The sequence below is a fragment of the Stenotrophomonas maltophilia genome (assembly GCF_002799155.1).
Taxonomy (GTDB): domain Bacteria; phylum Pseudomonadota; class Gammaproteobacteria; order Xanthomonadales; family Xanthomonadaceae; genus Stenotrophomonas; species Stenotrophomonas maltophilia_R.
On the sequence record NZ_NERD01000002.1, the window covers coordinates 203,552 to 229,327 of the forward strand.

Annotated in this window: 18 protein-coding genes and 1 other RNA gene; 11 read left to right on the forward strand and 8 right to left on the reverse strand. The window is 67.2% G+C overall.

Features of this window, described 5'->3' with window-relative positions; translation table 11 throughout:
* Positions 1 to 166: 166 nt before the first annotated feature.
* A complete protein-coding gene (locus B9Y82_RS01400) occupies positions 167 to 2,311 on the reverse strand; it encodes an autotransporter outer membrane beta-barrel domain-containing protein (RefSeq protein ID WP_238381525.1) in 2,145 nt (714 codons plus the stop codon).
* A 366-nt stretch (positions 2,312 to 2,677) separates the two neighbouring features.
* On the reverse strand, positions 2,678 to 5,080 hold the full coding sequence (locus tag B9Y82_RS01405; protein WP_100471274.1) for an autotransporter outer membrane beta-barrel domain-containing protein: 2,403 nt from the start codon (positions 5,078 to 5,080) through the stop codon (positions 2,678 to 2,680).
* A 320-nt stretch (positions 5,081 to 5,400) separates the two neighbouring features.
* Here B9Y82_RS01405 and B9Y82_RS01410 point away from each other — a divergent pair, with 320 nt between their 5' ends.
* Positions 5,401 to 8,622, forward strand: a complete 3,222-nt coding sequence (locus tag B9Y82_RS01410; RefSeq protein WP_238381526.1) for an autotransporter outer membrane beta-barrel domain-containing protein — start codon at positions 5,401 to 5,403, stop codon at positions 8,620 to 8,622.
* A gap of 164 nt (positions 8,623 to 8,786) precedes the next feature.
* Complete coding sequence (locus tag B9Y82_RS01415; RefSeq protein WP_100471276.1) at positions 8,787 to 10,808, forward strand: acyltransferase family protein; 2,022 nt, start codon at positions 8,787 to 8,789, stop codon at positions 10,806 to 10,808.
* A gap of 23 nt (positions 10,809 to 10,831) precedes the next feature.
* Here B9Y82_RS01415 and B9Y82_RS01420 read toward each other — a convergent pair whose 3' ends face one another.
* Genes B9Y82_RS01420 through B9Y82_RS01435 form a run of 4 tightly spaced genes read right to left on the reverse strand, consistent with a single transcriptional unit; the run spans position 10,832 to position 14,951 of the window.
* Positions 10,832 to 12,217 (reverse strand): FAD-binding oxidoreductase, encoded by a 1,386-nt coding sequence (locus B9Y82_RS01420; RefSeq protein WP_100471277.1) that lies wholly within the window; start codon positions 12,215 to 12,217, stop codon positions 10,832 to 10,834.
* Complete coding sequence (locus B9Y82_RS01425; protein ID WP_100471278.1) at positions 12,214 to 12,822, reverse strand: metal-dependent hydrolase; 609 nt, start codon at positions 12,820 to 12,822, stop codon at positions 12,214 to 12,216. The genes B9Y82_RS01420 and B9Y82_RS01425 overlap by 4 nt, the downstream gene beginning before the upstream one ends.
* 49 nt (positions 12,823 to 12,871) lie before the next feature.
* A complete protein-coding gene (locus tag B9Y82_RS01430) occupies positions 12,872 to 13,240 on the reverse strand; it encodes a YraN family protein (protein ID WP_202908109.1) in 369 nt (122 codons plus the stop codon).
* Positions 13,230 to 14,951, reverse strand: a complete 1,722-nt coding sequence (locus B9Y82_RS01435; RefSeq protein WP_100471280.1) for a penicillin-binding protein activator — start codon at positions 14,949 to 14,951, stop codon at positions 13,230 to 13,232. Before B9Y82_RS01435 ends, B9Y82_RS01430 begins: the two co-directional genes overlap by 11 nt.
* An 81-nt stretch (positions 14,952 to 15,032) precedes the next feature.
* On the opposite strand from B9Y82_RS01435, the gene rsmI reads away from it, so the two are divergent.
* Complete coding sequence (rsmI, locus tag B9Y82_RS01440; RefSeq protein WP_100471281.1) at positions 15,033 to 15,851, forward strand: 16S rRNA (cytidine(1402)-2'-O)-methyltransferase; 819 nt, start codon at positions 15,033 to 15,035, stop codon at positions 15,849 to 15,851.
* Positions 15,852 to 16,006: 155 nt separating this feature from the next.
* Positions 16,007 to 16,358, forward strand: an RNA gene (gene rnpB / locus B9Y82_RS01445) — RNase P RNA component class A.
* Positions 16,359 to 16,446: 88 nt separating this feature from the next.
* Here the strand turns inward: rnpB and B9Y82_RS01450 are convergent.
* Together B9Y82_RS01450 and B9Y82_RS01455 are read right to left on the reverse strand one after the other, a co-directional pair.
* Positions 16,447 to 16,926: a DM13 domain-containing protein gene (locus tag B9Y82_RS01450; protein WP_100471282.1), complete on the reverse strand. Its 480-nt coding sequence runs from the start codon at positions 16,924 to 16,926 to the stop codon at positions 16,447 to 16,449.
* Between the two features lie 247 nt (positions 16,927 to 17,173).
* Positions 17,174 to 17,950, reverse strand: a complete 777-nt coding sequence (locus tag B9Y82_RS01455) for an NRDE family protein (RefSeq protein WP_100471283.1) — start codon at positions 17,948 to 17,950, stop codon at positions 17,174 to 17,176.
* 324 nt (positions 17,951 to 18,274) lie between these two features.
* Between B9Y82_RS01455 and mraZ the strand changes: the two genes are divergently transcribed.
* Genes mraZ through mraY form a run of 7 tightly spaced genes read left to right on the forward strand, consistent with a single transcriptional unit; the run spans position 18,275 to position 25,776 of the window.
* The gene (mraZ, locus tag B9Y82_RS01460) at positions 18,275 to 18,721 is read left to right on the forward strand and encodes a division/cell wall cluster transcriptional repressor MraZ (RefSeq protein ID WP_004143635.1); all 447 of its coding nucleotides are present in this window, start codon (positions 18,275 to 18,277) and stop codon (positions 18,719 to 18,721) included.
* Positions 18,722 to 18,735: 14 nt separating this feature from the next.
* Complete coding sequence (gene rsmH, locus B9Y82_RS01465; protein WP_100471284.1) at positions 18,736 to 19,704, forward strand: 16S rRNA (cytosine(1402)-N(4))-methyltransferase RsmH; 969 nt, start codon at positions 18,736 to 18,738, stop codon at positions 19,702 to 19,704.
* Entirely contained in the window at positions 19,701 to 19,964 is a 264-nt protein-coding gene (ftsL, locus tag B9Y82_RS01470; RefSeq protein WP_005415286.1) for a cell division protein FtsL, read from the forward strand. The genes rsmH and ftsL overlap by 4 nt, the downstream gene beginning before the upstream one ends.
* Positions 19,961 to 21,805 (forward strand): peptidoglycan D,D-transpeptidase FtsI family protein, encoded by a 1,845-nt coding sequence (locus B9Y82_RS01475; protein ID WP_100471285.1) that lies wholly within the window; start codon positions 19,961 to 19,963, stop codon positions 21,803 to 21,805. The genes ftsL and B9Y82_RS01475 overlap by 4 nt, the downstream gene beginning before the upstream one ends.
* Positions 21,802 to 23,310, forward strand: a complete 1,509-nt coding sequence (locus B9Y82_RS01480; RefSeq protein ID WP_100471286.1) for a UDP-N-acetylmuramoyl-L-alanyl-D-glutamate--2,6-diaminopimelate ligase — start codon at positions 21,802 to 21,804, stop codon at positions 23,308 to 23,310. The genes B9Y82_RS01475 and B9Y82_RS01480 overlap by 4 nt, the downstream gene beginning before the upstream one ends.
* Entirely contained in the window at positions 23,307 to 24,701 is a 1,395-nt protein-coding gene (locus B9Y82_RS01485) for a UDP-N-acetylmuramoyl-tripeptide--D-alanyl-D-alanine ligase (RefSeq protein WP_100471287.1), read from the forward strand. Before B9Y82_RS01480 ends, B9Y82_RS01485 begins: the two co-directional genes overlap by 4 nt.
* Positions 24,691 to 25,776, forward strand: coding sequence for a phospho-N-acetylmuramoyl-pentapeptide-transferase (gene mraY / locus B9Y82_RS01490; protein WP_100471288.1), 1,086 nt, complete (start codon positions 24,691 to 24,693; stop codon positions 25,774 to 25,776). Before B9Y82_RS01485 ends, mraY begins: the two co-directional genes overlap by 11 nt.

The window sequence follows — 25,776 nt, forward strand, 5'->3', positions numbered from 1 at the left end:
CCAACTTCGAAAGCGCTGCAGAATCGCGGCGCGTGCAATATGCGAGGCCAGACGCGCATCAGCACGGCAGGTGCGATATTTCTCGTGGAGCCCAGCCTGTGCTCGGCGCTACAGAAGGCAGAAAGCAGAACGGCGCCGGATCTCACCGGCGCCGTTCGTGCTTACATCACCACTTGTAGGCGACACTCACGTTGGCCGTGGCCTCGCGGTAGCCATGGTCACCGCGCATCACGCCAAACCCACCCCAGGCACTCAGCCCGGAACGGAAGTCCACACGCGCACCGGCATTCAACTCATAACGGTTGCGCGGCACGCTGGCCTTCAGGGCTTCATCGTCAAACGCCATGCCGTTGCTGGCACCATCGCGGTACCAGTTGGCCACCACGTATGGGCTGACCGATGCACCGGCGGCACTACGGCCTTCGCCCTGCAGGCGCAGGCCCATGCGGCCGGACAGGCCGCTGTCGCCCAGGCTGCGCACCACCGTGCCATTGGTTTCCTGGTGGCGGTCGGTGTTGGCGTCGACGTAGACCAGCTGCAGTTCCGGCTGCAGGCTCAGCGCGGTGCTGCCGATCTGGCCGATACCAAAGCGATAGCCGGCTTCCAGCGACGACTGCCAGATGTCCGAGTCGTAGCGTTCCTCGGCCAGGCCTTCGCCCTGCACGCGGTTGCGGAACTGGCCGCGCTGCACGCTGGCATCCACATACAGCGCATCGCTGCTCCAGTTGCCGTACACGCCCAGCGCGCCGCCGTTGACCTTGCCGCGTGCGCTGTAGCCGGTCAGCTGCGAACGCGAAGTGGCATCGGACTTGGCCAGCGTACCCATCACGCCCACGCGGTCCTGGCCGTTGTCGAACACGCCCACGTCCGCACCCAGCTGCAGGCGCGAGCGGTCCACGCGCAGGTCCAGCTGGTCTTCCACCGCCGACAGCTTGCTCTGCGTGGTATCCACACGCGCCCAGCCACGCACGCCATCGGCGGCGGTGGCGCTGCCGCCCTGGCGGTCGCGCAAGCCGTGGCGCAGCAGCTGGTCCAGCGCGAACTGGTTGGCCAGGTAGGCGCCGGCTTCCGGGCGCAGCACCGGGTTGGGCTCGATCGGATTGATGGGATCAACCGGGTCCACCGGATCAATCGGATCCACGGGCGCGCATTCCGGAAGCGCGGGATCGGTGTCGCACGGATCCGGACCTGCCGGAACCTGCGAACGCAGGTACCAGCCGCCGTTGGTCGCATCCTTGAACAGGAAGTACTCGTACTGCCCGCCCACCGCGCGGCCCTGCAGGTCGAACTGTCCGTTGGACGCACCGCCCACGCGGATCAGCTCGATGCCGTTGTCGGTCTTCGCACCGGCACCGCCAGCGTTAAGCACGCGCACGTTGGCCTGGCCGTTCGAATCGCCCTTGATGATCAGCTTGTCGGTAGCCGAGCTGTCGTCACCCAGCTGGGTGTTGAACAGCAGGGTGCCGCCGGCGCCGTTGAAGGTGTCCACGGTGAGTGTGTTGAACGTGCTGCCGTTGCCCAGCGCGATGGTGCCGGTATTGCCCAGGGCCAGATGGCCGACGTTGCTGTCGCCGGTCATCAGCCAGGTGCTGTCGCTGTCGACGCTGGCCGAGGTGACGTTGATGAAGCGGCCGTCGATCTGTGCCTTGTTGCGCAGGATCACGTCCAGCGTGCCCAGGCGCGCGCTGGCATCGTCGCTGGCAACGTGGCCCGAAAGGCGCGCGTTGTCGACACTGAAACGAACCTTGGATGCGCCGCTTGCGCCTGCGACAAAGGAGCCAACGCGCAGGAGGTGGCCATCGCCGCCCCGAAGCCGCGATCCATTCGATACCGTGATATCGAATGTGGGGGCGTGGCCGATCGTAGCGATACGGATCGCCGAACCGCTACCACCGATGACGGTTGAATCATCAATGACGACGCTGCTGTGCAGGTCATCGCCGCTGCTGTACAGAAGTATGCCGATGTCGTCGGCATCGATGCGGGAGCCGTTGCGTATCGCCACCTGTCCTTGTGCCAAGCGTACCCCGACACCGGTGTGGCCTGGGCGAGGACGATCAGGCTGCTCGACGCGCACCTGGGTTGCGTCGATTTCAACCTCGACACCCGGGATCAGGCCCGCCCGATGCTCCAGATCGATGCCGATGGAGGCAGGGCTGAATGGATGCAGGCCTGTAGCGCGAGTGACCTGCACGTTGCTGCTGAACAGACGCGCCGACGCCTCACCCGTCAGCAATAGACCATAGCCAACGATCGACGACCGATACGCCGTGAGTGAGGCATTGTCCGCCACCAGGATAGTGGCCTCCATGGTCGATGGAGGCAGGCGCACTGTTGCGTCCGACAGGAGAATGGTGGAATCGTCGAATGCTTGGATGGCGAGTGTTTCCGCACCAGTGACGGTCAACTGCGAACCCCGCCGCAGTTGCCAGGCTTCCACCCGATCGCCGGGAAGCAGCTCTACGGATTCGCCTACCAGCTCCCTTGCAACAGCGGTGCTGGGGTTGCAGGCAAGCACCGCCAGCAGGTGGCAGGCAAGAAGCGTGGGGCGGGTGCGGACACGCGCACCCGCCAGGAGTACTGGCGTGTTCCTCATGAGACAGTTACCGGGCCGGAAGGGGGTATTCATGGAGACGGAACCCATTTCCTACGAAAGGGGCTCCGCCGCAGTGAGCGGTTACCAGCGATAGGCAACACTTACATTGGCCGTCGCTTCGCGATACCCATGGTCACCGCGCATCACGCCAAACCCACCCCAGGCACTCAGCCCGGAACGGAAGTCCACCCGCGCACCTGCATTCAATTCGTAGCGATTGCGCGGCACGCTGGCGTTCAGTGCTTCCTCGTCAAACACCATGCCGTTGCTGGCGCCATCGCGGTACCAGTTCGCCACCACGTACGGGCTGACTGAGGCACCGGCTGCACTGCGGCCTTCGCCCTGCAGGCGCAGGCCCATGCGGCCGGACAGGCCGCTGTCGCCCAGGCTGCGCACCACGGTGCCATTGGTTTCCTGGCGGCGGTCGGTGTTGGCGTCGGCGTAGACCAGCTGCAGTTCCGGTTGCAGGCTCAGCGCGGTGCTACCGATCTGGCCGATACCAAAGCGATAGCCGGCTTCCAGCGACGACTGCCAGATATGCGAGTCGTAGCGTTCCTCGGCCAGGCCTTCGCCCTGCACGCGGTTGCGGAACTGGCCGCGCTGCACGCTGGCATCCACATACAGTGCATCGTTGTTCCAGTTGCCGTACACGCCCAGCGCACCACCGTTGACCTTGCCGCGTGCGCTGTAGCCGGTCAGCTGCGAACGCGAGGTGGCATCGGATTTGGCCAGCGTGCCCATCACGCCCACGCGGCCCTGGCCATTGTCGAACACGCCCACGTCCGCACCCAGCTGCAGGCGCGAGCGGTCCACGCGCAGGTCCAGCTGGTCTTCCACCGCAGACAGCTTGCTCTGCGTGGCATCCACACGGGCCCAACCACGAATGCCATCCGCTGCGGCAGCGCCGCCCTGGCGGTCGCGCCAGCCGTGGCGCAGCAGCTGGTCCATCGCGAACTGATTGACGAGGTAGGCGCCGGCCTCCGGGCGCAGCACCGGGGTGGGGTCGATCGGGTCAATGGGATCAACCGGGTCCACTGGATCGATCGGCGTGCACTCCGGCAGCGTGGGATCCACCACGCACGGATCCGGCGCACCGGCCAGTTCCGAGCGCAGGTACCAGCCGCCATTGGTCGCGTCCTTGAACAGGAAGTACTCGTATTGCCCGCCCACCGCGCGGCCCTGCAGGTCCAACTGCGCATTCGATGCACCGCCGACGCGGATCAGTTCGATGCCCTTGTCGGTCTTCGCACCGGCACCGCCAGCGTTGAGCACGCGCACGTTGGCCTGGCCGTTCGAATCGCCCTTGATGATCAGCCTGTCGGTGGCCGAGCTGTCGTCGCCCAGCTGGGTGTTGAACAGCAGGGTGCCGCCGGCGCCGTCGAAGGTATCCACGCTGAGCGTGTTGAACGTGCTGCCATTGCCCAGCGCCACGGTGCCCGTGTTGCCCAGCGCCAGGTGGCCGACATTGCTGTCGCCGGTCATCAGCCAGGTGCTGTCGCTGTCGATGCTGGCCGAGGTGACGTTGATGAAGCGGCCATCAATCTGTGCCTTGTTGCGCAGGATCACGTCGAGGACGCCATTGGACACGGTCGCCGCATCGAGGTTGACGTTGCCGATCAAGCGCGCGTCATTCACGGTGAAGTTGACGCGGCTTTCAGCAGCAATGGGATTGCCGCTCCACGACTTCACCAGCAGAAGGTTGCCGTCACCTGCAATCAGTTGCGAGCCGTTGGCGACGGTGATGCGGTAGTCCGCATCAGATGCGCGCTGCGCGACCCGGATAGCAGCACCGCGACGGGACTGCAGCACGGAGTTGTCAACGCGGAGCGTCATTGGGGCTTGCCCGGCGGTGGAGGGCGCAAGCAGGGCGGCCATGTTAGCCGCGTCGACCCGGGAGCCTTCAAGGTGAACCTCGCCCCCCATCACGCGCACGCCCAGACCACTGTTGATGTCCGGCGTACCCGGTGCGTCCTCGACACGAAGGGTGCTGTTGCGAACCGTTACGAATGCGTTCTCGGGGTTGGCACCACCGGCAGGAGACAGGCCGATACCCACGCTGGCGTTGCCGGGGTGCACGCCCCCACCTGCGGTCACAGAGATCTGGCTGTCCTCGATCCATGCAGTACTGCTGTTGACGAGATGGAGACCGCCATTGAACTGCGTCGATCGAGCCGCCAGCATCGAGGTGCCGGAAAGACTCACGGCTGATCCTATCGACGCCGCGTTCACCGTAGCGTTGGAGAGCACGATGGATGAGTCATTGGCAGTCAGGTTGTGCGTGGCGCCGCCGTCTACAGTCAGCAGCGAGCCGTTCTTCAACGTCCACGCTTCGGTCGGGTCAGCGGCGCCCACATCGGCGGTCTGCCCATCCAGATTGCCGGCAAGGGCAGCGCCGGTAGGGAGCGCGGCCAAGGCCAGCAGCAAGCTGCGGCACAGCAGGCGGGGCGCCGGAGCGCGGCAGGAGGCGGCGGCGATGTGCTGCATGGGAAGTCCTTGTGTCGAAAAAGGGGGAGAGACACGTCACACCACACGAACGCATTCAGATCGAAGCCGGCACGCTGCGTCCATGTGAAGCTGCAGTGAGGGGTTGGGTCAAATACGAAGCCATATGTCTCCACTGGCGGCAGTCTCTGCGAGCGGGTCCGACCGTCCCATGCAAATAGTTGTAAAGCGCGCTGGACACCCGCTGTGTCTTCAGCTGCCAGCCAGCACTGCGACAACCTGTCGCAGGTGGGTTACAAGGCATTCGATGGTGCAGCCGGATGCGCGGATCGAGCATGTCGCCTCTTTTCAGGAGCGACCCCGTGCAGCATTCCATCCTGCGTCACCATGTCCTGGCTTCCGCCCTCGCGGCGGCCCTGCTTGCCGGCATTCCCGCGTCCGCCCAGCAGATCGTGGCCGACGGGGACGATCAGACGCCCCCCGAAGGCGACTACCACACCACCGAGCCGGTACTGCCGGGTGACCCCTCCGGGCACGCCTTCTACGCCATCAACGGTGGCCGCATCCTGCCCACGGGACCGGTGAACCTTTCCACGATTGGACGTGCAGCACATGCGGCGCACGCCGAAGGGGCCGGCAGTGTGATCAGGCTGGATGGCGGAACGCTAACCACCGCCGGTGTGTCCGCTGCCGGCGCATCGGTCGCTGCCGGTGCCCTTTTGCAGGCCACCGGCGTTGTGTTTGAGACAACCGGCAACAGCGCACACGGTGTGCAGGTGCAGGATGCCGATGCCGAGTTGAAGAACGTGCAGGTTCGCAGCAGTGGGGGGGACGCCCTGCGGCTGATGGGCGGCAGCCTGCAGATGCAGGGTGGCCAGCTGCAGGTGAGCCGCTCAGGTACGTCCGGCCTGTACGCGAACGCGGGTACTGCAACGCTCGATGCCGTCCACATCGACATCCTGGACGATGCGAGGGATGGCGTGCTGGTCACCGGAACGGCTGATGTGGTGCTGCAGAACTCGAGCATCAGCCGCGTGGGGCATTCAGGCGTCGCCGCGACAGCGCACCGTGGCGCAACGTTGGCGATGCACCAGGTGGACGTCCACCTTCAGGGGCAATCGGCCACAGGCGTGGCGCTGGGGGGGACCGTCCATCTCTCTGACAGCCGGATCGTGGTGCAGGGTGCGAACAGTCGTGCGGTGGATCAGTCTGGTGGTTCACTGACGGTGCAGGGCAGTGAGCTGTCCGGCGACTCGGGACTGAGGCTCATGGACAATGGCGTAACCGTTCTACGCGACAGCAGTGTCCGCAGCGAGCGGATTGCCCTGGATATAAATGGGCGGGGCAATGCAGTGACAGTGGAGCGGAGCACGCTTGCAACCTCTGACGGCACCGCCATCTGGATGCCGAACGACTCCACGTTGGTGCTGCGCGATTCGTTGGTGGCGGCGCGGGGCGATCGCGCACTCGGTCTGGATGTGCGAGGTGGACACGCCCAGGTTGTTGGCACGCGTCTTTCCACCCATGGCAGTTCGGCCCATGGCGTGTACGCGCAGGGTGACATGGGGCGCCGACCTCTGATCGATGCCGTCGACATCCAAGTGCTGACCGAAGGTGACGGTTCTGCTGCCGCGATCGCGCGCACCGGCGGCACGGTTACGTTGAGTGACAGCCGCCTACAAACCTTGGGTCGATCTTCCCATGGTCTCATTTCCGGGGGGGCTGGGCAGATGGCGTTGTCCAACACCCACGTGCTTACCGAAGGCGAAGATGCATGGGCGGCGTTGATCAATGACAACGGGCGGCTGAGCATCGACGGTGGCTCGCTGGTGAGTGCGCAGCATGGCGGTGTGTGGGTGCGCAGCAGTCGCGACCCTGGCCTGACCCTGTCCAACGGCGCACTGGTATCGGGTGGCAATGGCATTGGCCTGGCGCTGGACGCGGCGGTAGCCGGGCGTTTCGATGTGCTGCTGGAGGGACGCTCGCAGATGGTGGGCGACATCGTCATCACCCCGGAAGACGAGGACGCCGGCCTGGTGCCACAGTCGGACGTGCATGTGCGGCTGACGGATGGTTCGCTGTGGCAGGGTTCGTCGGATCTGGTGCAGACGATGGCGATTGAGGGCGGCAGCCAATGGACGCTGACCGGCGCCGCCAGCGTGGGTGAACTGCAGGTGCTCAACAGTGGTGTGGCATTGTCCGATGGCAGTGGTCGCTTCAACACGCTCACCGTGGACGGTGACCTTCACAGCGAAGGAGCGACCTTCCTGTTCGAGGGCGCTCTCGGTGGCGATGGTAGTGCGATGGATCGGCTGCACGTGCGCGGTGATACCTCCGGTGATGCGCTGGTGGCGGTGAAGAACATCGGTGGCGTGGGCGCACCGACGGTGGATGGCATCCCGTTGATCGAGGTCGACGGTGCATCACTGGCGAGCTACGCGCTGAGCGGACGCGCGGTGGGAGGATCGTACGAGTACTTCCTGTTCCAGGGCGGGTTGGCCGATCCCGCCGATGGCAACTGGTATCTGCGTTCGCAGTGGTTCGACGTCTGCAAGGATGATCCGGCAGCGCCGGGATGCGCGGTCGATCCGGGCCCGGGCCCAGACCCGGGCGAAGGCGGTGAAGGTGGTCCGCTTGATCCAGGGAATCCGGTCACGCCGCCGCCGGTGCTGCGCCCGGAAGCGGGTGCGTACCTGGCCAACCAGTCGGCGGCGATCAACATGTTCTTCCATCGTTTGAATGATCGAGGCGGGCTGGCAATGCCGGGTGGCGAGCGCCAAGCCTGGGCGCGTGTAGGCCGCAGCAATGCCGACTTCAATGCTGTGGGTGGTCAGTTGTCGATCGATGGCAATACCTCGGTGCTGCAGATCGGCAGCGACCTGCTCCGCCGCGGCAATGCTGCGTTCGGCGTGATGCTCGGCAGTGGCCGCACTGATAGCAGTGCGGTGTCTGGGCTGACCGGTTACAGCGCCAAGGGGCGGGTGCGTGGTAGCGCCGTGGGCGCGTACGGCACCTGGCTGCAGGACGCCGGGGGTCTCACGGGTGCCTACGTGGATGGCAGCGTGCAGTACGGCCGCTTCGACAACCGCGTGCAGGGCATCGGCCTGGAGCCGGAGCACTACGACTCGCGCATGGCCAGCGCGTCGCTGGAGACCGGCTACACCTTCAACGCGTGGCAGGGCACCGCCAGCGTGTTGTACGTGCAGCCGCAGCTGCAGCTGAGTTACGTCAACTTCAGCGCCGATCGTCATGTGGAAGCCAACGGTACGGTGATCGACCATGCCGATGCCGGTGGCCTGAGCGGTCGTGTGGGGGTTCGTGTGTTCGGTCATGGCACTGCAGCCGGCAACACCGTACAGCCGTACCTGGGCGTCAACTGGCTGCGTGGCAGTGGCACCAATACGTTGCAGTTCAACGGTGACACGCTGGGTGCGGATGTCCCGCGCAACCGCTATGAAGTGCAGGCCGGTGCCGAGGTGAAGCTGGGCCAGCGCTGGGGTGCGTGGGGCGGCATGAGCGTGCAGCGCGGTGACCACGGCTACCGCAACGTGGGTGGCCAGTTGGGCCTGCGCATGGCCTGGTAAGCGGACATGCAGCGGGGTCGGATCCCATTGCCACGGCAATGGGCTCTGACCCCAGCCGCCCGGCACGCGGGCTTCTGTAGAGTCGAGCATGGCTCGGCCCTGCAATTGCGTTGAGCGGGGACTGGACCTGAACGATGTCCATGTCTGTCGCGATTGTCCATTGAATGACTGCGCCAACGCTGGCGATGCTGCCGGATTGCCTGCTGCCGGTCGCTTGCATGTCCCCTCCCGAACGTTCCCACAACGCCGCCATCGATGGCCTGCGCGCACTGGCGGTGCTGGCCGTCGTCCTCTTCCACACCAACGCGGTGTGGCTGCCCGGTGGCTTCACCGGCGTCGACCTGTTCTTCGTGGTGTCCGGCTTCGTGATCAGCCAGTCGCTGGCCTCGCGCACCCATGCGTCGCTGGGCGCGCTGCTGCTCGACTTCTATCGCCGCCGCGTGCTGCGCCTGTTGCCGGCATTGCTGGTGATGTTGATGGCCACCTTCGTGCTGTCGGCGCTGTTCATTCCCCGCGCGTGGCGCAACGAGCAGTTCGACCAGACCGGCTGGGCCGCGCTGGTCGGCTTCAGCAACATCGTGCTGGCCGGCCAGCAGGACGACTACTTCTCGCCCGGTGCGGAACTCAACCTGTTCCTGCACACGTGGACGCTGGGCGTGGAGGAACAGTTCTATCTGGTCTTCCCGCTTCTGTTCTTCGTCTGGCTGCGTGGGCGTGAGCGCTGGCCGTGGTCGCGTTGGCTGTTGCCGGTGCTCACCGTGCTGTCGCTGGCGTGGGCGGCCTGGCAGGCAAAGACGGCGCCGGCGGCGGCGTTCTATCTTTTGCCCGCTCGGTTCTGGGAGTTGGCTGCAGGCGCACTGCTGTACCAGTGGATGCGTACGCGCGTGCCCGCCCAGCGGGGGGACGCGGTTGCAGGTGCCGGCCTGGTGTTGCTGGTCGCAGGCGTGATGATCGCGCCCCAGCTGGCGATGCCGGTGCCGGGTGTACTGGCCACCGTGGCCGGCACGTTGATGCTGTTGGCGAGCGTGTCGTCGCCGGGTACATCGCGCGTCGGCCGCGCCTTGGGGTGCATGCCGCTGGCGTATCTCGGACGGCTGTCCTATTCGTTGTACCTGTGGCATTGGCCGCTGCTGGTGCTGCTGCGTTGGACCTACGGCCTGCACGGCGCTGCGCTGTGGCTGTATCCGGTACTGCTGCTGGCGGTATCCGCTGCGTCCTACCACTTCATCGAGCGTCCGCTGCGCAGCGCCGTACCTCTGCTGCGTTTGGCACCGGCCAAGGTGCTGGCGATGGCGTTGCCGGTGGTAGCGCTGTGCGGCGCAGGCGCCTGGGCCACGGTGGAGTACCACGAGCAGGTCTCGCTGAGCGTCACCCGCGACGGCTATGCGTGGCAGGCGCGTCGCTACCCCGCGTGGCGCCCGCTTGAGCCGGTGAGTGCACCGGCATTGGAGGGGCGGCGCCTGTTCGTGGTGGGCGATTCGCATGCGGCGGCCTACCGCACCATGACCAGCATGGTCGCGCGGCAGACCGGCATGGAGGTGCACCAGCAGGATCGTGGCGGCTGCAGCTTCGTCAACCTGCTACGGGCCAGCCCGGCCGATTGCCAGGGCTTCATCGAAGAGGCGCTGTCGACCATCGAGAACGAGGCACGCCCCGGTGACATCGTGCTGCTGGCGGCACTGCGCATGCCGGAGCTGCGTGGCTTCGACTGGCAGCAGCAGGACGCACAGCAGATCTATCAACAACTACTGGGCGAGCGCACGCCGGCCCATGCGCAGGCGGCGGGCGATGAGGCCGATCGTGTTCTTGGGCGTTTGCAGAAGCTGGGTGTACACGTGGTGGTGGATGCACCGCTGCCGTTGTTCAAAGCCGGGGCCTATCGCTGCTCGGACTGGTTCAACCGCCGCAACCCCGCGTGTGCCGGTGGCCTGAGCATGCCGCGCGCTGACCTGGACAGGCTGCGCGCGCCACAGATGGCATTGCTGGCCGAGCTGGCAGCGCGCTATCCCGCGTTGACGGTGTGGGACCCGTTGCCGCTGCTGTGCGGGCCGCAGACCTGTTCGGCGGTGGAAGAGGGTGAACCGCTGTTCTTCGACAACGATCACCTGAGCGGGCACGGCAACCGCGTACTGTTGCCCAGCTTCCGCCAGACCCTGATCGATATCGTGGGCGGCAAGCCCCTGTAGCGCCGGGCCATGCCCGGCGGTGGTTACGCCTGCGGCAGCACTTTGCCCGGATTGAGGATGCCATCCGGGTCCAGTGCGGCCTTGATCGCGCGCATTGTCGCCAGCGTTTCCGCGGTGAACGCCTGCGCCATGAAATCGCGCTTGGCCAGGCCAATACCGTGTTCGCCGGACAGCGTGCCACCCAGTGCCAGCGTCAGTTCGAAGATCTTCGGCAGCGCGGCATGCGCGCGTGCGTTCTCGTCGGTATCGTCGGGGTGGTAGAGGATGTTGACGTGCAGGTTGCCGTTGCCGGCATGGCCGAAGGTGACGATGGTCAGCGTGTAGTCGCGTGCCAACGCCTGTACGCCGGCCACCAGTTCCGGAATGCGCGACACCGGCACCACCACGTCTTCGTTGATCTTGCCCGGCGCAACGCTGCGCAGCGCGGGCGACAGCGCCTTGCGCGCCGCCCACAACTGGTCGCGTGCGCGACCTTCCATTGCGACATCCAGTTCGATCATGCCGTCACCCTCGGCAGCGCTGGCCAGTGCCTGCAGCAGGTAGGGCAGGGTGTCGTGGTCACCATCGGCCTCGACCAGCAGCATCGCACCGGCCTCGGGCACGTCGGCACCGTTCAGCCGCAGCAGCTCCAGGCTGCGCGCGTCCATGAACTCCAGGCGGGTAGGCACCACCGGCTGCGCCATCAATCGCGATACCGCCGCAGCGGCGGCATCGGCATCGCGGTACAGCACGCGCAGGCCGGCCTGGCTGACCGGCAACGGGGTCAGCTTCAGCGTGGCTTCCACGATCAGTGCCAGCGTCCCTTCGCTGCCCACCAGCAGATGCGTGAGGTCGTAGCCAGTGGCGTCCTTGGTGTAGGCACCGCCGCAGCGGATCACGTCGCCGGTGCCGGTCACCGCCACCAGGCCCAGTACGTTGTCGCGGCTGGTGCCGTACTTCACCGCGCGCGGGCCACCGGCATTGCAGGCGAGGTTGCCTCCGATGCTGCAGATCTCGGCGCTGGAAGGGTCCGGTGCCCAGAACAGGCCATGCGGCGCCAGTGCCTGCTGCAGGGTGCCGTTGAGCACACCCGGCTGCACGACCGCGCAACGGTCACCGGCGCGGATCTCGACGATGCGGTCCATGCGGGTAAACGACAGCACGATGCTGCCCGGTTGTGGGACGGCGGCGCCGGTGGTGCCGGTACCGGCACCACGCGCGACCAGCGCGACGCCGTGTGCGCGGCAGGCACGCACCAGTGCCTGTACCTGTTCGATGTCGGCCGGTAGCGCTACGGCCGCCGGCCGCTGGTGGCGCCATGAGTTGTCCTGCGCGTTGGCCTCCAGCGCGCTGTCATCCATGCGCCAGCCCTCCACGCCCAGCAGGGCGGACAGTTCGGCAACCAGGGGGGCGGGCAGGGCAGGACTCATGACGGATCTCGTGGGGCAGCAGGCGCGGGTTGGATCAGTTTCCAGGCGACGACGGCGGTAGCCAGCGGCAGCCACACCCAGCGCAGTTCAGAGAGCAGGGTGGCCACGCCGCGTGCGCTGAAGAACTGCGGCGCGAACGGTGAAACGCGGATGGGTCGCCACGGCGCGAAGAAGCGGTGTTCGCTCCACGGCCAGGCCAGGGCGACACCGAGGCCGCCGGAGGTCATCGCATCGAGCAGCGGATGGCTGGCGGCACAGACGAAGACGAACACTGCCGCTTGTACGGTTGATGCCACCGTTGGCCGCGCCCTGGTAGGTGCCAACCTTGGTTGGCTCAATGGCGCCGACCAAGGTCGGCCTCTACCAAGGCTCAGCAGTAACGCCGCCAATACGGCCAGCGCGCAGGCAAACAGCAACGAATGACTGGCGCCGCGATGGCCAAACGCATCGGCATAGGGAATGTGCAGGGCAAAGGCCAGTACATCGGCATCGGGCAGCATCGCCGCGATCACGCCGGCCGCCAGCAGGCGCGGCGGGATGCGACCACGGTCAGCGGCGCACCACAGCGCCAGCGGCACGGCGGCATGGGTGATGATCGAAGGCATCAGTCATGCACCCCGGTAGTGGCGGTCGCTGGCCGGCTGCAGGCACACATCAGCAATCATCCAGCCGGAATGCGTCACGCAGCCACCGCAGCTGCGGTGGATCTCCGGTGGCATCGACCACATCGAAACGGCACGGCGCATTGGCCAGCGTGGGGTTGTCCTGCAGGAAGAGTTGGGCGGCACGGGCCAGGCGCCGGCATTTGCGCGCATCCACCGATGCGGCGCCGCCACCGAAATCGGAGCGTGCGCGATAGCGCACTTCCACGAACACCACGGTGCCGGCATCGTCCATCACCAGGTCCAGTTCACCGCCGCGATAGCGCACGTTGCGCGCGCGCGGCTGCAGTCCGGCCTGTTGCAGATGCTGCTCGGCGGCGGCTTCCACCGCCGAGCCACGTTGGCTGCGCTCAGCGACCACCGACGATCGGCATCGGCCGGCCGCCATTGAAGGTCGACCATGCCGGCTGGCGCAGGATGTTGCCGTTGCTGTCCAGGAACAGGGTGCCGGTGGCACCGTCCAGGCCGCCTTCGTTGGACAGCTTGTCCAGGTAGGCGGTGATCTTCCAGGCGTCGGCACCGAAGGCGAACAGGCGGCCGGCCGCACCGCGTGCGCTCGGCAGGGTGCTGGCCACCTGGCTGGCCGAGGGCAGGCCGGACACGCTGCGTACGTTCCAGGCTTCATTCGGGTAGACGATGCCGTCCAGGGCCACGTCTTCTTCGACCTTGCCGCTGCCGACGGTCAGCTGCGAGGTGCCGACGCGGGTGGCGCCACCGGCACCGGCCAGCGCCAGCTGCGGCGCCAGCAGGCGGGCCTGCGGCGCACGCACGGCAAGGAATACCGCATCGACCTGGCCGGCATTGCGCACCTGCGCGCCGACATCGCCAACGGCATCGCTGACGTTGAAGGTACCCACGACCTGGCCACCGCGTTGTGCGAAGCGCTGCGCGAAGGCGGCGGCGGAACGGCGGCCAGTGTCGTCGTTGCTGCTGATCACCAGTGCGCGGCTGCGCTCGCGTCCACGCAGGTACTCGGCGGCGACGATGCCGTCGTCTTCCGGCGCCAGCGAGAAACCGGCGCTGCCGGCCGGCGGTGCGTCCTTGCCGCGGTTCAGGGCCAGCACCGGCACCTGCAGCTGCTGGCGGCCGTACACGGCGTCCACTTCGTCGCGGCCCAGCGGTCCCACCACGAAGTCGGCGCCGGAGGCGACGGCCTTGTCGTAGGCGGCGAGGGCACCGGCCGCGGTGCCGGCGGTGTCGAAGAAGTTGATGTCCGGGCGGCGGCGGCTTTCACCGTAATAGGCGCTCAGCAGGCCATCGCGCACCGGCTGTGCGGCGGTGGCCAGGCGGCCGCTGAGCGGCAGCAGCACGGCCAGCTTGGCCGGCGGCCGGTAGCCGTCGCTCATCGCCGGCGGGCGCTTGCTGGTGTCGAACTGGGCCGCGCCATCGCGGTCGAACGGGCGCGGCAGCGGCAGGCCACGCGCGATCAGCGCACGACCGGCGAAGTTGTACAGCGGGTCGTTGGCCGGCAGCGCGGCGGCACGGCTGCGCAGGGTGGCGTCGTCGAGGGTGCCGAGCAGGCCGGCAATGGCGGCCTGGTTCTCGCTGCGTGCGCTGCCGGTCAGGCTGGCATGGGCGCGGGCGCGCTCGGTGGCGGCGCCGAAGGCATCGCCGGTGCCCTGCAGGGCCTGGGCGCGGGCCAGCAGCCAGCGGGTGCGCAGGCCGACCGCAACGCTGTCGGCATGATCCTTCAGCAGGGCCAGCGCCTGCGCCGGCTGCTTGTCGGCCAGGGCCAGCTCGGCACCGGTCAGCTGATAGCGCTGCAGGCTGGCGCCGGACAGCTGGCGTGCGGTGAGCTGGCCCAGCAGGCTGCGCGCGCGGGCACTGTCGCCGGCGAGGTGCCAGGCCCAGGCCGCGTCGGCCAGTGCGTTGCTGCGGGCGCCGCCGCGCAGGGTGGCGGCCAGGCCTTCCAGCTGCAGTGCGGCGTCGCGCGGCTTGCCCTGTTCGATCAGCGCCAGCGCCTGGCTCTGGGCCGGCGAATCGGGCGTGCTGGTCAGGCTGGTGGTGGCACAGCCGGCCAGCAGCATCAGCGACAACGACAGGGCGGAGATCCGTGCGGCGGGCTTGTTCATGATCGGGTCCATGCGATGAGGGCAGCGGCCTTGGCCGGGTACACGCTACGATTCTACCCTTGCCCCGTGAGTACCGCTGAAATGAGTGTCCCAACCCTGTACGTCGTCGCCACCCCGATCGGCAACCTGGCCGATCTGAGCCCGCGCGCGCAGGAGGTGCTGCGTTCGGTGGCGGCCATCTGTGCCGAGGACACCCGTCGCAGCGGCCAGCTGCTGTCCCATTTCGGCATCCAGCAGCCGCTGGTGGCCCTGCACGAACACAATGAAGAGGCCCTGGCGCAGCGCCTGGTTTCGCGCCTGCAGGCCGGCGAGTCGCTGGCACTGGTCAGCGATGCGGGCACCCCGCTGGTCAGCGATCCCGGTTTCCGCCTGGTGCGCGCCGCGCGTGCGGCGGGTATCAAGGTCAGCCCGGTTCCCGGCGCCTGCGCCGCCATCGCCGCACTGAGCGTGGCCGGCCTGCCCAGCGACCGTTTCAGTTTCGAAGGCTTCCTGCCGGCCAAGGCCAGCGGCCGCCGCGACCGGCTGCAGGCGCTGGCCGGCGAAGTGCGCACGATGGTGTTCTACGAATCCTCGCATCGCATTGCCGAATCGCTGGCCGACATGGCGGCGATCTTCGGTGGCGAGCGCCCGGCGGTGCTGGCCCGCGAGCTGACCAAGCTGTTCGAGACCGTGCTCGATGGCGACCTGGCCGGCTTGTTGGCCAGGGTCGAGGCCGACGACAACCAGCGCAAGGGCGAGTTCGTGGTGATGGTGCAGGGTGCTGGCGACGACGAGGAGGCGCAGCTGGCGCACGGCCGCCGTGTGTATGCCAAATTGAGCGAGCATCTGCCGCCGTCGACCGCCGCCAAGCTGGCCGCCGAGTTGACCGGCGCGCCGCGCAAGGCGTTGTACGGCAGTTGATGGATCGTGCGGACCAAGGTCCGCACCCACCAAAGCGGACTCCGCACCCACCAGAGCAGCGGAATCGGTAGATCCACGCCATGCGTGGATGGATGAACCGGACGCCGCGATCAGCACGGCAGGAAGGGCGTGCGTACGCTAGAATACGCGCTGGCGGAGCCGGCCAGACAGTCGCGTCATCCCTTCGGGGGTGCCGAGGAAAGTCCGGGCTCCATAGGGCAAGGTGCCAGGTAACGCCTGGGCGGCGCAAGCCGACGGAAAGTGCAACAGAAAGATACCGCCTACGTCTTCTTCGGAAGGCCGGTAAGGGTGAAATGGTGCGGTAAGAGCGCACCGCGAGTCTGGCAACAGACCGGCACGGCAAACCCCACCTGGAGCAAGACCAAATAGGGATCCTTTGGCGCGGCCCGCGTTGGATCCGGGTAGGTTGCTTGAGCGTTGCGGTGACGTAACGCCTAGAGGAATGACTGTCCACGACAGAACCCGGCTTATCGGCCGGCTCCGCCTCCTTCTTCTTCCACGCATGGCGTGGATCTACCGTGACTGCGGGGCCGCATTCCTTTCCGGAGGAAAGGAACCCGGCCCCATGCCCTGATCAGCCCGGCGTACGGTACTGCCCGGCGGAAATGAACTGCGAGAAGCGCTCGCACCACACCACCACCGTGGTGTAGTCGTCCACATCCACGTTCGCGGGCACCTCCACCAGGAAGCGATTGAAGGTCTTCACCTCGCCGATGCGCTGGGCCTGCGCCTTGATCTTCAGGAAGTCGGCCTTGTTGTCGACGAAACCGCGGGCCAGGTAGACCTTGTAGTCCGGGCCCGGACCCATCTTTCCGTCGAAGGCGACCTGGGTAGCGCTGACGCTGACCTTGCCTTCGGCCCAGTGCACCGCGTCGCTGCCTTTGAGATCGCGGCGGAAGGTGGTGCGGTAGGTGGCGTCTTTCATGGCGGCCTGCACCTGCGCGACCGGCGGGTCATCGGGGGCGATCAGGATGGGCAGGAGGTAAACGCCCAGGCCGAAGCCAAGGCCGAAGGTGAGCAGGTGGGTGGCGAGCAGGATCAGGATGCGGCGCATGGGGCCTCCGTGTGGTGGTGGTCGATCGCGCGGCGTGGTGCCGGGCGCGACCACCCTGGGAGGTCAGGGCCGACATTTATAGACACAGTGCCGAATGCGAAAAGGGCACAGTGGGCGGATCGCGATGCTGGAGCCCCTGCGGCGCGGGCGGATCACGGTCGCGGTTGGAACCTGAATGACGTTTCAGGCATGTTGCGATGACGAATGCCGCCGCGTGGATCGCGACAACGTGGCCGGCACTACGGGGTCAGAAAATGACGCGGCTCTGTCCGTTGGGTGCACCCTGCGGCCCGAAGCGGCGTTCGTGGATTTCGCCGTGGCCGTCGGCGTCGATCAGCAGCACGGTGCTGGCGCGGGTGCCGTAATCGTCGCCGCGGATGAAGGCCGGGCTGAGCCAGCGCTCGCGCTCCAGGCCGATGCCGGTGTCGGGCAGGTCGCTGTCGGCGGGGCGGTGTTCGTCGGCGAGGGCGTTCCAGAGCGGGGTCAGATCCCTTTCCCCTTGGGAAAGGGATCTGACCCCGTCTTCCTGCAGCCACGCCGACAGCGCGGCCATCAACCGCCGGGTCTTCGGCCACGGTGCGTCCAGCGCACCATTGGACATGCCGTGCACGCCCGGGCCGAGGGTCTGCCGCTCGGCGGGATGGTTGCCCAGGTACTCCAGGCTGTCGCCATCGGCCAGCAACAGATTGAACGGGGCGTAGGCGCCAGCCACGGTCGCCAGTCGCTCGATATGCACGGCGGCCGGGTCGCGGCCACGCAGGAAGTCGGCCACCAGCGCGCCCCGCGACGGGCCGGTCTGGGCAGCCAGCGGGTCGCGGACGTTGGTGACCACCGCCATCCGGCCCGAGGCGCCGACCCCGGCCCAGCCACCGCCGGAGCGCAGGTCGCGTCCGCCGATGACGGAGGTCTCATCCTGCCAGGGGGCCAGCGCCGCCGTCGGGCGGGCGTGGAACTCATCACGGTTGCCGGTCATCACCAGCCGCCAGCGCGGATGGTGCATCCAGCCAAGAGCGAGCAGGCACATGGGCTCATTGTGCACGGTTTGCGCAGTCTGGCGCCGTTTCTGGCCCGTTCCGGATGAATGCGCGGCCGATGTTTCACGCCCCGTCCACGCCCCTGAACTTCCGTTCAATCTCAAAAATTGAGACGGATCAGCAACTTGTGGATAAGCCTTGAACAATTCTCTAAAGGTTGTTGCAAGCCATTGATGCGGCTGGCGATTTCCCTGCGGAAAAGTTGTTGACAACCCTTGGGCCGCTGCTAAGGTGGGCATCAGAGGGAAATCCGGGTGTTTTGTGGGTTTTCGTGGTTCAATGTTTCACCGGGCGAAGGACAAGGTGCAGGCGTCGTGTTCCAGGGCGAGACGGCCATCACAGTTGACGACAAAGGGCGCATGGCGGTTCCCACCGCTTATCGCGACCTCGTCGCGCGCGCCAGCAACAACCGTCTCGTGTTGACCTACAACCCGTTCGAAGCCGGCTGCCTGTGGCTGTACGCAGAGTCGGAATGGGAGCGGGTCCGCGACGATGTGATGTCCAAGCCCAACACCCAGCGCGTCGTGCGCCTGTTGCAGCAGAAGCTGGTCGGCTCGGCCGCCCATCTGGAGCTGGACGGCAACGGTCGCATCAGCATCCCCGCCAGCCACCGCGGTGCGGTGGGTATTGAAAAGAAGGCGGTATTGCTCGGTATGGGCGACAAGTTCGAATTGTGGAGCGAGCAGGCGCATCGGGCCCTGATCCAGCAGACGTTGTCTGACGAGGATCTGGGTGATGGGTTGCTCGACCTGAAGTTGTGAGCCGGGGTGCCCGGATGCGCCCAGAAGCGCAGGCCGGTCACCTTCCGGTGTCGCAGTCGCCGGCGGTGCATCTGCCGGTCCTGTACACCCAGGTCCTTGAAGGCCTGAGGGTGATCGAAAACGGACGTTATCTGGATGGCACGTTCGGTCGTGGCGGTCATGCACGTGGCGTGCTTACCCAGCTCGGTCCCGAGGGGCGCCTGCTGGTCATGGACAAGGATCCGGAAGCCATCGCCGTTGCCGAGCGCGATTTCGCGCCGGACCCGCGCGTGTCCATCTTCCGTGGCAGCTTCGCCCAGCTGCTGCAGTGGGATGCGACGGCTGAAGGCCTGGACGGCGTGCTGTTCGACCTCGGCGTGTCCTCGCCGCAGCTGGATGTGGCCGAACGTGGCTTCAGCTTCGGCAAGGACGGCCCGCTGGACATGCGCATGGATCCGGACAGTGGTGAAAGTGCCGCGCAGTGGATCAACCGCGTTGAAGAGCGCGAGATCGCCGATGTGCTGTGGACCTACGGCGAAGAGCGGCAGAGCCGGCGCATCGCCCGCGCCATCGTGGCCCGCCGCGAGAAGCAGCCGTTCTCGCGTACCGCCGAGCTGGCCGAGCTGATCGCCTCGGTGATGCCGCGTGGCAAAGACAAGATCCACCCCGCCACGCGCAGCTTCCAGGCCATCCGCATCCACATCAACCGCGAGCTGGCCGATCTGGAAGCCGGGCTGGATGCGGCGGTGGAGCGGCTCAAGCCCGGTGGCCGCCTGGCAATCATCAGCTTCCACTCGCTGGAAGATCGCATCGTCAAGCAGTACATGAACCGCCTGGCCAAGGCGCCGCCGGCCAACCGCCGCCTGCCCGAGGCGGCGGTGTTCGTGCCGACCCTGGATCTGATCGGCGGGGCCATCAAGGCCACCGACGAAGAACTGGCGGCCAACCCGCGTGCCCGCAGCGCCGTGCTGCGCGTGGCACAGAAGAGGGAGGCCGACGCATGAGCCGGCTGCTGCTGATCATCCTGCTGGCCTGCACCGTGGCCTCGGCGATCGGCGTCGTGTTCGTGCGTCACCGCCATCGGCAGACGTTCATCGAGCTCTCGCGCGCTGAACGCAAGCGCGATGACATCAATCTCGAATTCGGCCGCCTGCAGCTGGAACAGGCGACCCTGGCCGAAGCCAACCGCGTGGACCGCATCGCCCGCGAGAAGCTGGGCATGAAGTTCCCCGAGGCCGCCGACATCGTGGTGGTGCGGCCATGAGCAAGACCGGCCGCAACCGCCCGCGCAATGCCTTCAACCTGCGCCAGCGCCTGCGCTGGGTGGCGCTGGCGCTCGGCCTGTGCTCGGTGTCGCTGGTTGGCCGTGCGGCTTACGTGCAGATCATCAACAGCGATTTCTACCAGCGCCAGGGCGAGGCCCGTTACCTGCGCGAGCTGCCGATCAAGACCTCGCGCGGCATGATCACCGACCGCAACGGCGAGCCGCTGGCGGTGTCCACGCCGGTCGCCTCGATCTGGGTCAACCCGCAGGACCTGCTGCGTTCGCCCGAGCGCATCCCGGAGCTGGCCCAGGCGGTCGGCATGTCGGTGGATGAGCTGAGCAGCCGCCTGTCGCAGAAGTCGGACAAGGAATTCATGTACCTGCGCCGCCGGATCAATCCGGACGAGGCAGAGAAGGTGGTCGCGCTGAAGATTCCGGGCGTGGCCGCGCAGCGCGAGTTCCGCCGCTTCTACCCGCAGGGCGAAGCGATGGCACACGTGCTGGGCTTCACCAACATCGACGACCGCGGCCAGGAAGGCCTGGAACTGGCGTTCGACGAATGGCTGCGCGGCAAGGCCGGTGCCAAGCGGGTGATCCGCAACCGCAAGGGCGAGACGGTCGAGAGCGATCTGCTGCGCGCCGCCGAACCGGGCAAGGACCTGACCCTCAGCATCGATCGCCGCATCCAGTACCTGGCCTTCAAGGAACTGCGCAACGCGCTGGTGGCCAACAAGGCAGCCGGCGGTTCGATGGTGATCATGGACGTGACCACCGGCGAGATCCTGGCCATGGTCAACCTGCCGACCTACAACCCGAATTCGCTGACCGGCGCGCTCCCCGATACGCGCCGAAACCGTGCGGTGACCGACCTGGTCGAGCCGGGTTCGACGATGAAGCCGCTGACCATCGCCACCGCGCTGCAGGCCGGTGCGGTGACCAAGGACACCATCATCGACACCAACCCGGGTTACATGACCCTGGGTCGTTTCACCATCCGCGACGTGCCGCGCAACAACGGTGTGCTGAACGTGACCGGCGTGATCACCCGCAGCTCGAACGTGGGTGCAGCCAAGGTCGCGGCGAAGATGCCGGACCAGACCTTCTATGACGGCGTGCGCCGCTTCGGCTATGGCTCGGCGCCGCACAGCGGTTTCCCGGGTGAATCGGCCGGTGTGGTGATGCGTCCGGCACGCTGGTCGGGCACCACCAAGACCACGATGTCCTATGGCTACGGCCTGTCGGTCACGCCGCTGCAGATCGCCACGGCGTACTCGGCGCTGGCCAACGGCGGCAAGTTGATCGCGCCGACCTTCGTCAAGGGCCAGCGCAACGAAGGCCAGCAGATCATCGACGAGAACGTCGCCCGACAGGTGGTGGCGATGATGGAAACGGTGGTCACCCAGGGCGGCGCCAAGCAGGCGGCGGTGCTGGGTTACCGCGTGGCCGGCAAGACCGGCACCGCGCGCAAGGCCGGCCCGGGCGGCTATGAGCGCGGCCATTACAACGCGCTGTTCGCCGGCGTGGTGCCGGCCACCAACCCGCGTTTCGCCACCGTCATCGTCATCAACGACCCGCAGGCCGGCAAGTTCTACGGCGGCCTGGTGTCGGCCCCGGTCTACCACAACGTGATGGAAGGCACCCTGCGCCTGATGGACGTGCCGCTGGACGACCTGCAGTCGTGGCTGGCCGCACAGCAGTCGGGCAAGGTCGGCCATTCGGCCTCGATCCTGCCGGCGCCGCCGGCCGAGACCGCGCTGCCGGTCGATGCTGCTGCCGAATTCGACGCTGCGCTGCCGAGCGCGCAAGCCCAGACGCCGCCCGCTACGGGAGGCACGCAATGAGTCCTTCGATGTTGCTTTCGCAGTTGCTTCCGGACGTGGCCCTGGCGGGCCATGACCCCGTTCTGACCGGCCTGGTGCTGGACAGCCGTGCCGTGCGCCCCGGCAATGCCTTCGTTGCCATCGCCGGTTTTGGCGCGCATGGCCTGGGCTTTGTCGAGCAGGCGCGCGCCGCGGGGGCCAGTGCCATCCTGTTCGAACCGCCGGCACCTGCCGAGCTGCCGGCACCGGCCGATGCGATCGCCGTGCCGGGGCTGCGCGCGCGCATGGGCGCGATGGCCGACCAGTTCCATGGCGCACCGTCGCGCGCGATGGCGATGGTGGGCGTGACCGGCACCAACGGCAAGACCTCCACCGTGCAGCTGCTGGCCCAGGCCTGGCACCTGCTCGGAACGCCCAGTGGCAGTATCGGCACGCTGGGCGCCGGACTTTATGGCTCGGTCGAACCGACCGGCTTCACCACGCCGCTGGTGCTGCAGATGCATGCGCTGCTGGCGCAGCTGCGCGACGCCGGTGCGCGCGCGGTGGCAATGGAAGTCAGCTCGCACGCGCTGGACCAGGGCCGCGTGGATGCCGTGCACTACGACGTGGCGGTGTTCACCAACCTCACCCGCGACCATCTGGATTACCACGGTGACATGGCCAGCTACGGCGCGGCCAAGGCGCGGCTGTTCCATCGTCCGGGCCTGAAGGCTGCCGTGATCAATCTTGACGACGCGTTCGGTCGCCAGCTGTTCGCCGGCCTGCCGGCGGGCGTGCAGCCGATCGGCCTGAGCTCGCGCGGTGCCAGCGACGCCAGCGTGCGCGCCGAGGCGCTGCAGCTGGACGGCCGTGGCATTGCCTTCGAGCTGGTCATCGACGGCCAGCGCACGGCGGTGCAGTCGCCGCTGCTGGGCCGCTTCAACGTGGACAACCTGCTGGCGGTGGCCGGAACCCTGCATGCGCAGGGCCAGCCGCTGCCGCGCATCGCCGAAGTGCTGTCGGCGCTGCAGCCGATCCGCGGCCGCATGAACCGCCTGGGCGGCGAAGACGGCCTGCCGACCGTGGTGGTCGATTACGCACATACCCCGGATGCGCTGGAACAGGCGCTGGACAGCCTGCAGGGCCACCTGCACGGCGCGCTGTTCTGCGTGTTCGGCTGCGGTGGCGAGCGCGATACCGGCAAGCGCCCGCAGATGGCGGCGATCGCCGAGCGCCTTGCCAACCAGGTCATCGTCACCGACGACAACCCGCGTGGCGAGGATGGCGACGTGATCGTGGCCGACATCCTGGCCGGCTTCCAGAACGCCGATGCCGTGACCGTGCAGCGCAGCCGCGCGCGTGCGATCGGCCTGGCGGTGAAGCGTGCCGGCGCCGGCGACATCATCCTGATCGCCGGCAAGGGCCATGAGCCGTACCAGGAAGTGAATGGCGTGCGCCATGACTTCGACGACACCGAAGTGGCCGCTGCCGCACTGGCTGCCAAGGCCGGTGTGCTGGCGGCCCAGGCCGGGGAGGGCATCGCATGAAGCGCACCCTGCTTTCGCTGATCGCGCACTGGGCCGGCGGCGAGATCCATGGCGATGACGTGGCCATCGATGCGGTCAGCAATGACACCCGCAACCTGGGCCCGGGCAGCCTGTATGTGGCGCTGCGCGGCGAGCGCTTCGACGGCCATGACTTCGCTGCCGACGCGCAGGCGCGCGGTGCCAGCGCGCTGCTGGTCGAGCGCCTGCTGCCGACCGAACTGCCGCAGGTGCTGGTGGCCGACAGCGAACTGGCACTGGCGAAGATCGCCACCGGCATGCAGCGTGACCGCGGTACCGAGGTGTTCGCGGTCACCGGCAGCAATGGCAAGACCAGCGTGAAGAGCCTGCTGCTGTCGATCCTGCAGCAGGTGGCCCAGCAGGCGCACAGGGTGGTCTACGCCAACCCGGGCAACCGCAACAACGAGATCGGCCTGCCGCTGGCAGTGATCGATGCGCCGGAAGATGCCGACTACGCCGTCTACGAGATGGGTGCTGGCAAGCCGGGCGACATCGCCTACCTGACCGACATCGCCCGCCCGCGGTATGCACTGGTCAACAACATCGCTCCGGCGCACCTGGAACGCATGGGCAGCCTGCTCGGCGTGGCAGTGACCAAGGGCGCGATCTATGCCGCGCTGCCGGCCGATGGCGTTGCGGTGATCAATGCCGACGATGCCTATGGCCGCTGGTTCGAACAGCATTTCATCAGCACCCCGGCGCGCTGCCGCGTGCTGCGTTATGGCCTGGAACACTCGGCGGACGTGACCGCGCGCGATATCCGCGCCGGTGCGCAGGGCAGCCAGTTCACCCTGGTCACGCCTGCTGGCGAGACCCGCGTGGTGCTGGGCCTGCCGGGGCGCCACAACGTCAGCAACGCGCTGGCCGCTGCCAGCCTGGCGTTGGCCGCTGGTGTCGACCTGGCGCTGATTGCCGCTGGCCTGGCCGAAGCGCAGCCGGTGCCGGGTCGCCAGATTGCCCATCAGCTGCGCAACGGCGCGGTGCTGGTGGACGACAGCTACAACGCCAACCCCGGTTCGCTGGCGGCGGCCATCGATGCGCTGGCCGCTGCCCCGGAAGAGGGCTGGCTGGTGCTGGGCGACATGCGCGAGCTGGGCCCGGATGCCGAGGCGCTGCATGCGCAGGCCGGACTCCGCGCGCGCGCCGCTGGCCTGAAGCGCCTGTATGCGCTGGGTCCGCTCAGCGCCGCTGCTGCCGCCACCTTCGGTGACGGTGGTCGCCATTTCGCTACCCATGGTGCGCTGTCACAGGCGCTGCAGGATGAGTTGCACGCTGGTGTGCGCTGCCTGGTCAAGGGTTCCCGTGGCAGTGCCATGGACCTGATCGTCAAAGCGCTGCTGGCGCAAGGAGAGGAATCCCCGCATGTTGTATGAACTGGCTCGATGGTTGCAGCAGTTGGAGAGCCTGTTCGGGCTGTTCAACTACCAGACGTTCCGCGCCATCCTCGCCGCGCTGACGGCCCTGTTCCTGTCGCTGTGGCTCGGCCCGGCGATGATCCGCAAGCTTGCCCAGTTCAAGGGCGGCCAGCCGATCCGCAAGGACGGTCCGCAGACCCATTTCTCCAAGGCCGGCACGCCGACCATGGGTGGTTCGCTGATCCTGCTCACCATCACCCTGTCGGTGCTGATGTGGGCCGACCTGCGCAACCGCTACGTGTGGCTGGTGCTGGCGGTGATGCTGTGCTTCGGCGCCATCGGTTGGTATGACGACTGGATCAAGATCGTCCGCCGCGACCCGAACGGCCTGAAGTCGCGCTGGAAGTACCTGCTGCAGTCGATCTTCGGCCTGGCCGCGGGCCTGTTCCTGTTCTACACCGCCGACGTGCCGGCGGCGCTGACCTTCTACATCCCGATGTTCAAGTCGATTGCATTGCCGCTGGCCGGCATCGGCTTCGTGGCCATCGCCTACTTCTGGATCGTCGGCTTCTCCAACGCGGTGAACCTGACCGACGGCCTGGACGGCCTGGCGATCATGCCGACCGTGCTGGTGGCCTGCGCGCTGGGCGTGTTCGCCTACGCCTCGGGCAACGTGGTGTTCGCCAACTACCTGCAGATCCCGCAGATTCCGGGCGCCGGCGAGCTGGTCATCATCTGCGCGGCCATCGCCGGTGCGGGCCTGGGCTTCCTGTGGTTCAACACCTATCCGGCCATGGTGTTCATGGGCGACATCGGCGCGCTGGCGCTGGGCGCAGTGCTGGGCACGATCGCGGTGATCACCCGCCAGGAGCTGGTGCTGGTGATCATGGGCGGCGTGTTCGTCGTCGAAACGCTGTCGGTGATGATCCAGGTCGCTTCGTTCAAGCTGACCGGCAAGCGCGTGTTCCGCATGGCGCCGATCCACCACCATTTCGAACTGAAGGGCTGGCCGGAGCCGCGCGTGATCGTGCGCTTCTGGATCATCTCCGTCGTGCTCGTGCTGATCGGCCTGGCCACGTTGAAGGTGCGCTGA

Coding starts and splice junctions, on each gene's coding strand:
- B9Y82_RS01475 (WP_100471285.1), top strand. CDS start 19,961: ATGAGCAAGACCGGCCGCAACCGCCCGCGCAATGCCTTCAACCTGCGC.
- B9Y82_RS01480 (WP_100471286.1), top strand. CDS start 21,802: ATGAGTCCTTCGATGTTGCTTTCGCAGTTGCTTCCGGACGTGGCCCTG.
- B9Y82_RS01450 (WP_100471282.1), bottom strand. CDS start 16,926: ATGCGCCGCATCCTGATCCTGCTCGCCACCCACCTGCTCACCTTCGGC.
- B9Y82_RS01455 (WP_100471283.1), bottom strand. CDS start 17,950: ATGTGCCTGCTCGCTCTTGGCTGGATGCACCATCCGCGCTGGCGGCTG.
- B9Y82_RS01425 (WP_100471278.1), bottom strand. CDS start 12,822: ATGCCTTCGATCATCACCCATGCCGCCGTGCCGCTGGCGCTGTGGTGC.
- rsmI (WP_100471281.1), top strand. CDS start 15,033: ATGAGTGTCCCAACCCTGTACGTCGTCGCCACCCCGATCGGCAACCTG.
- B9Y82_RS01420 (WP_100471277.1), bottom strand. CDS start 12,217: ATGAGTCCTGCCCTGCCCGCCCCCCTGGTTGCCGAACTGTCCGCCCTG.
- mraY (WP_100471288.1), top strand. CDS start 24,691: ATGTTGTATGAACTGGCTCGATGGTTGCAGCAGTTGGAGAGCCTGTTC.
- B9Y82_RS01405 (WP_100471274.1), bottom strand. CDS start 5,080: ATGCAGCACATCGCCGCCGCCTCCTGCCGCGCTCCGGCGCCCCGCCTG.
- rsmH (WP_100471284.1), top strand. CDS start 18,736: ATGCGCCCAGAAGCGCAGGCCGGTCACCTTCCGGTGTCGCAGTCGCCG.
- B9Y82_RS01485 (WP_100471287.1), top strand. CDS start 23,307: ATGAAGCGCACCCTGCTTTCGCTGATCGCGCACTGGGCCGGCGGCGAG.
- B9Y82_RS01435 (WP_100471280.1), bottom strand. CDS start 14,951: ATGAACAAGCCCGCCGCACGGATCTCCGCCCTGTCGTTGTCGCTGATG.
- ftsL (WP_005415286.1), top strand. CDS start 19,701: ATGAGCCGGCTGCTGCTGATCATCCTGCTGGCCTGCACCGTGGCCTCG.
- B9Y82_RS01415 (WP_100471276.1), top strand. CDS start 8,787: ATGACTGCGCCAACGCTGGCGATGCTGCCGGATTGCCTGCTGCCGGTC.
- B9Y82_RS01400 (WP_238381525.1), bottom strand. CDS start 2,311: ATGGAGGCCACTATCCTGGTGGCGGACAATGCCTCACTCACGGCGTAT.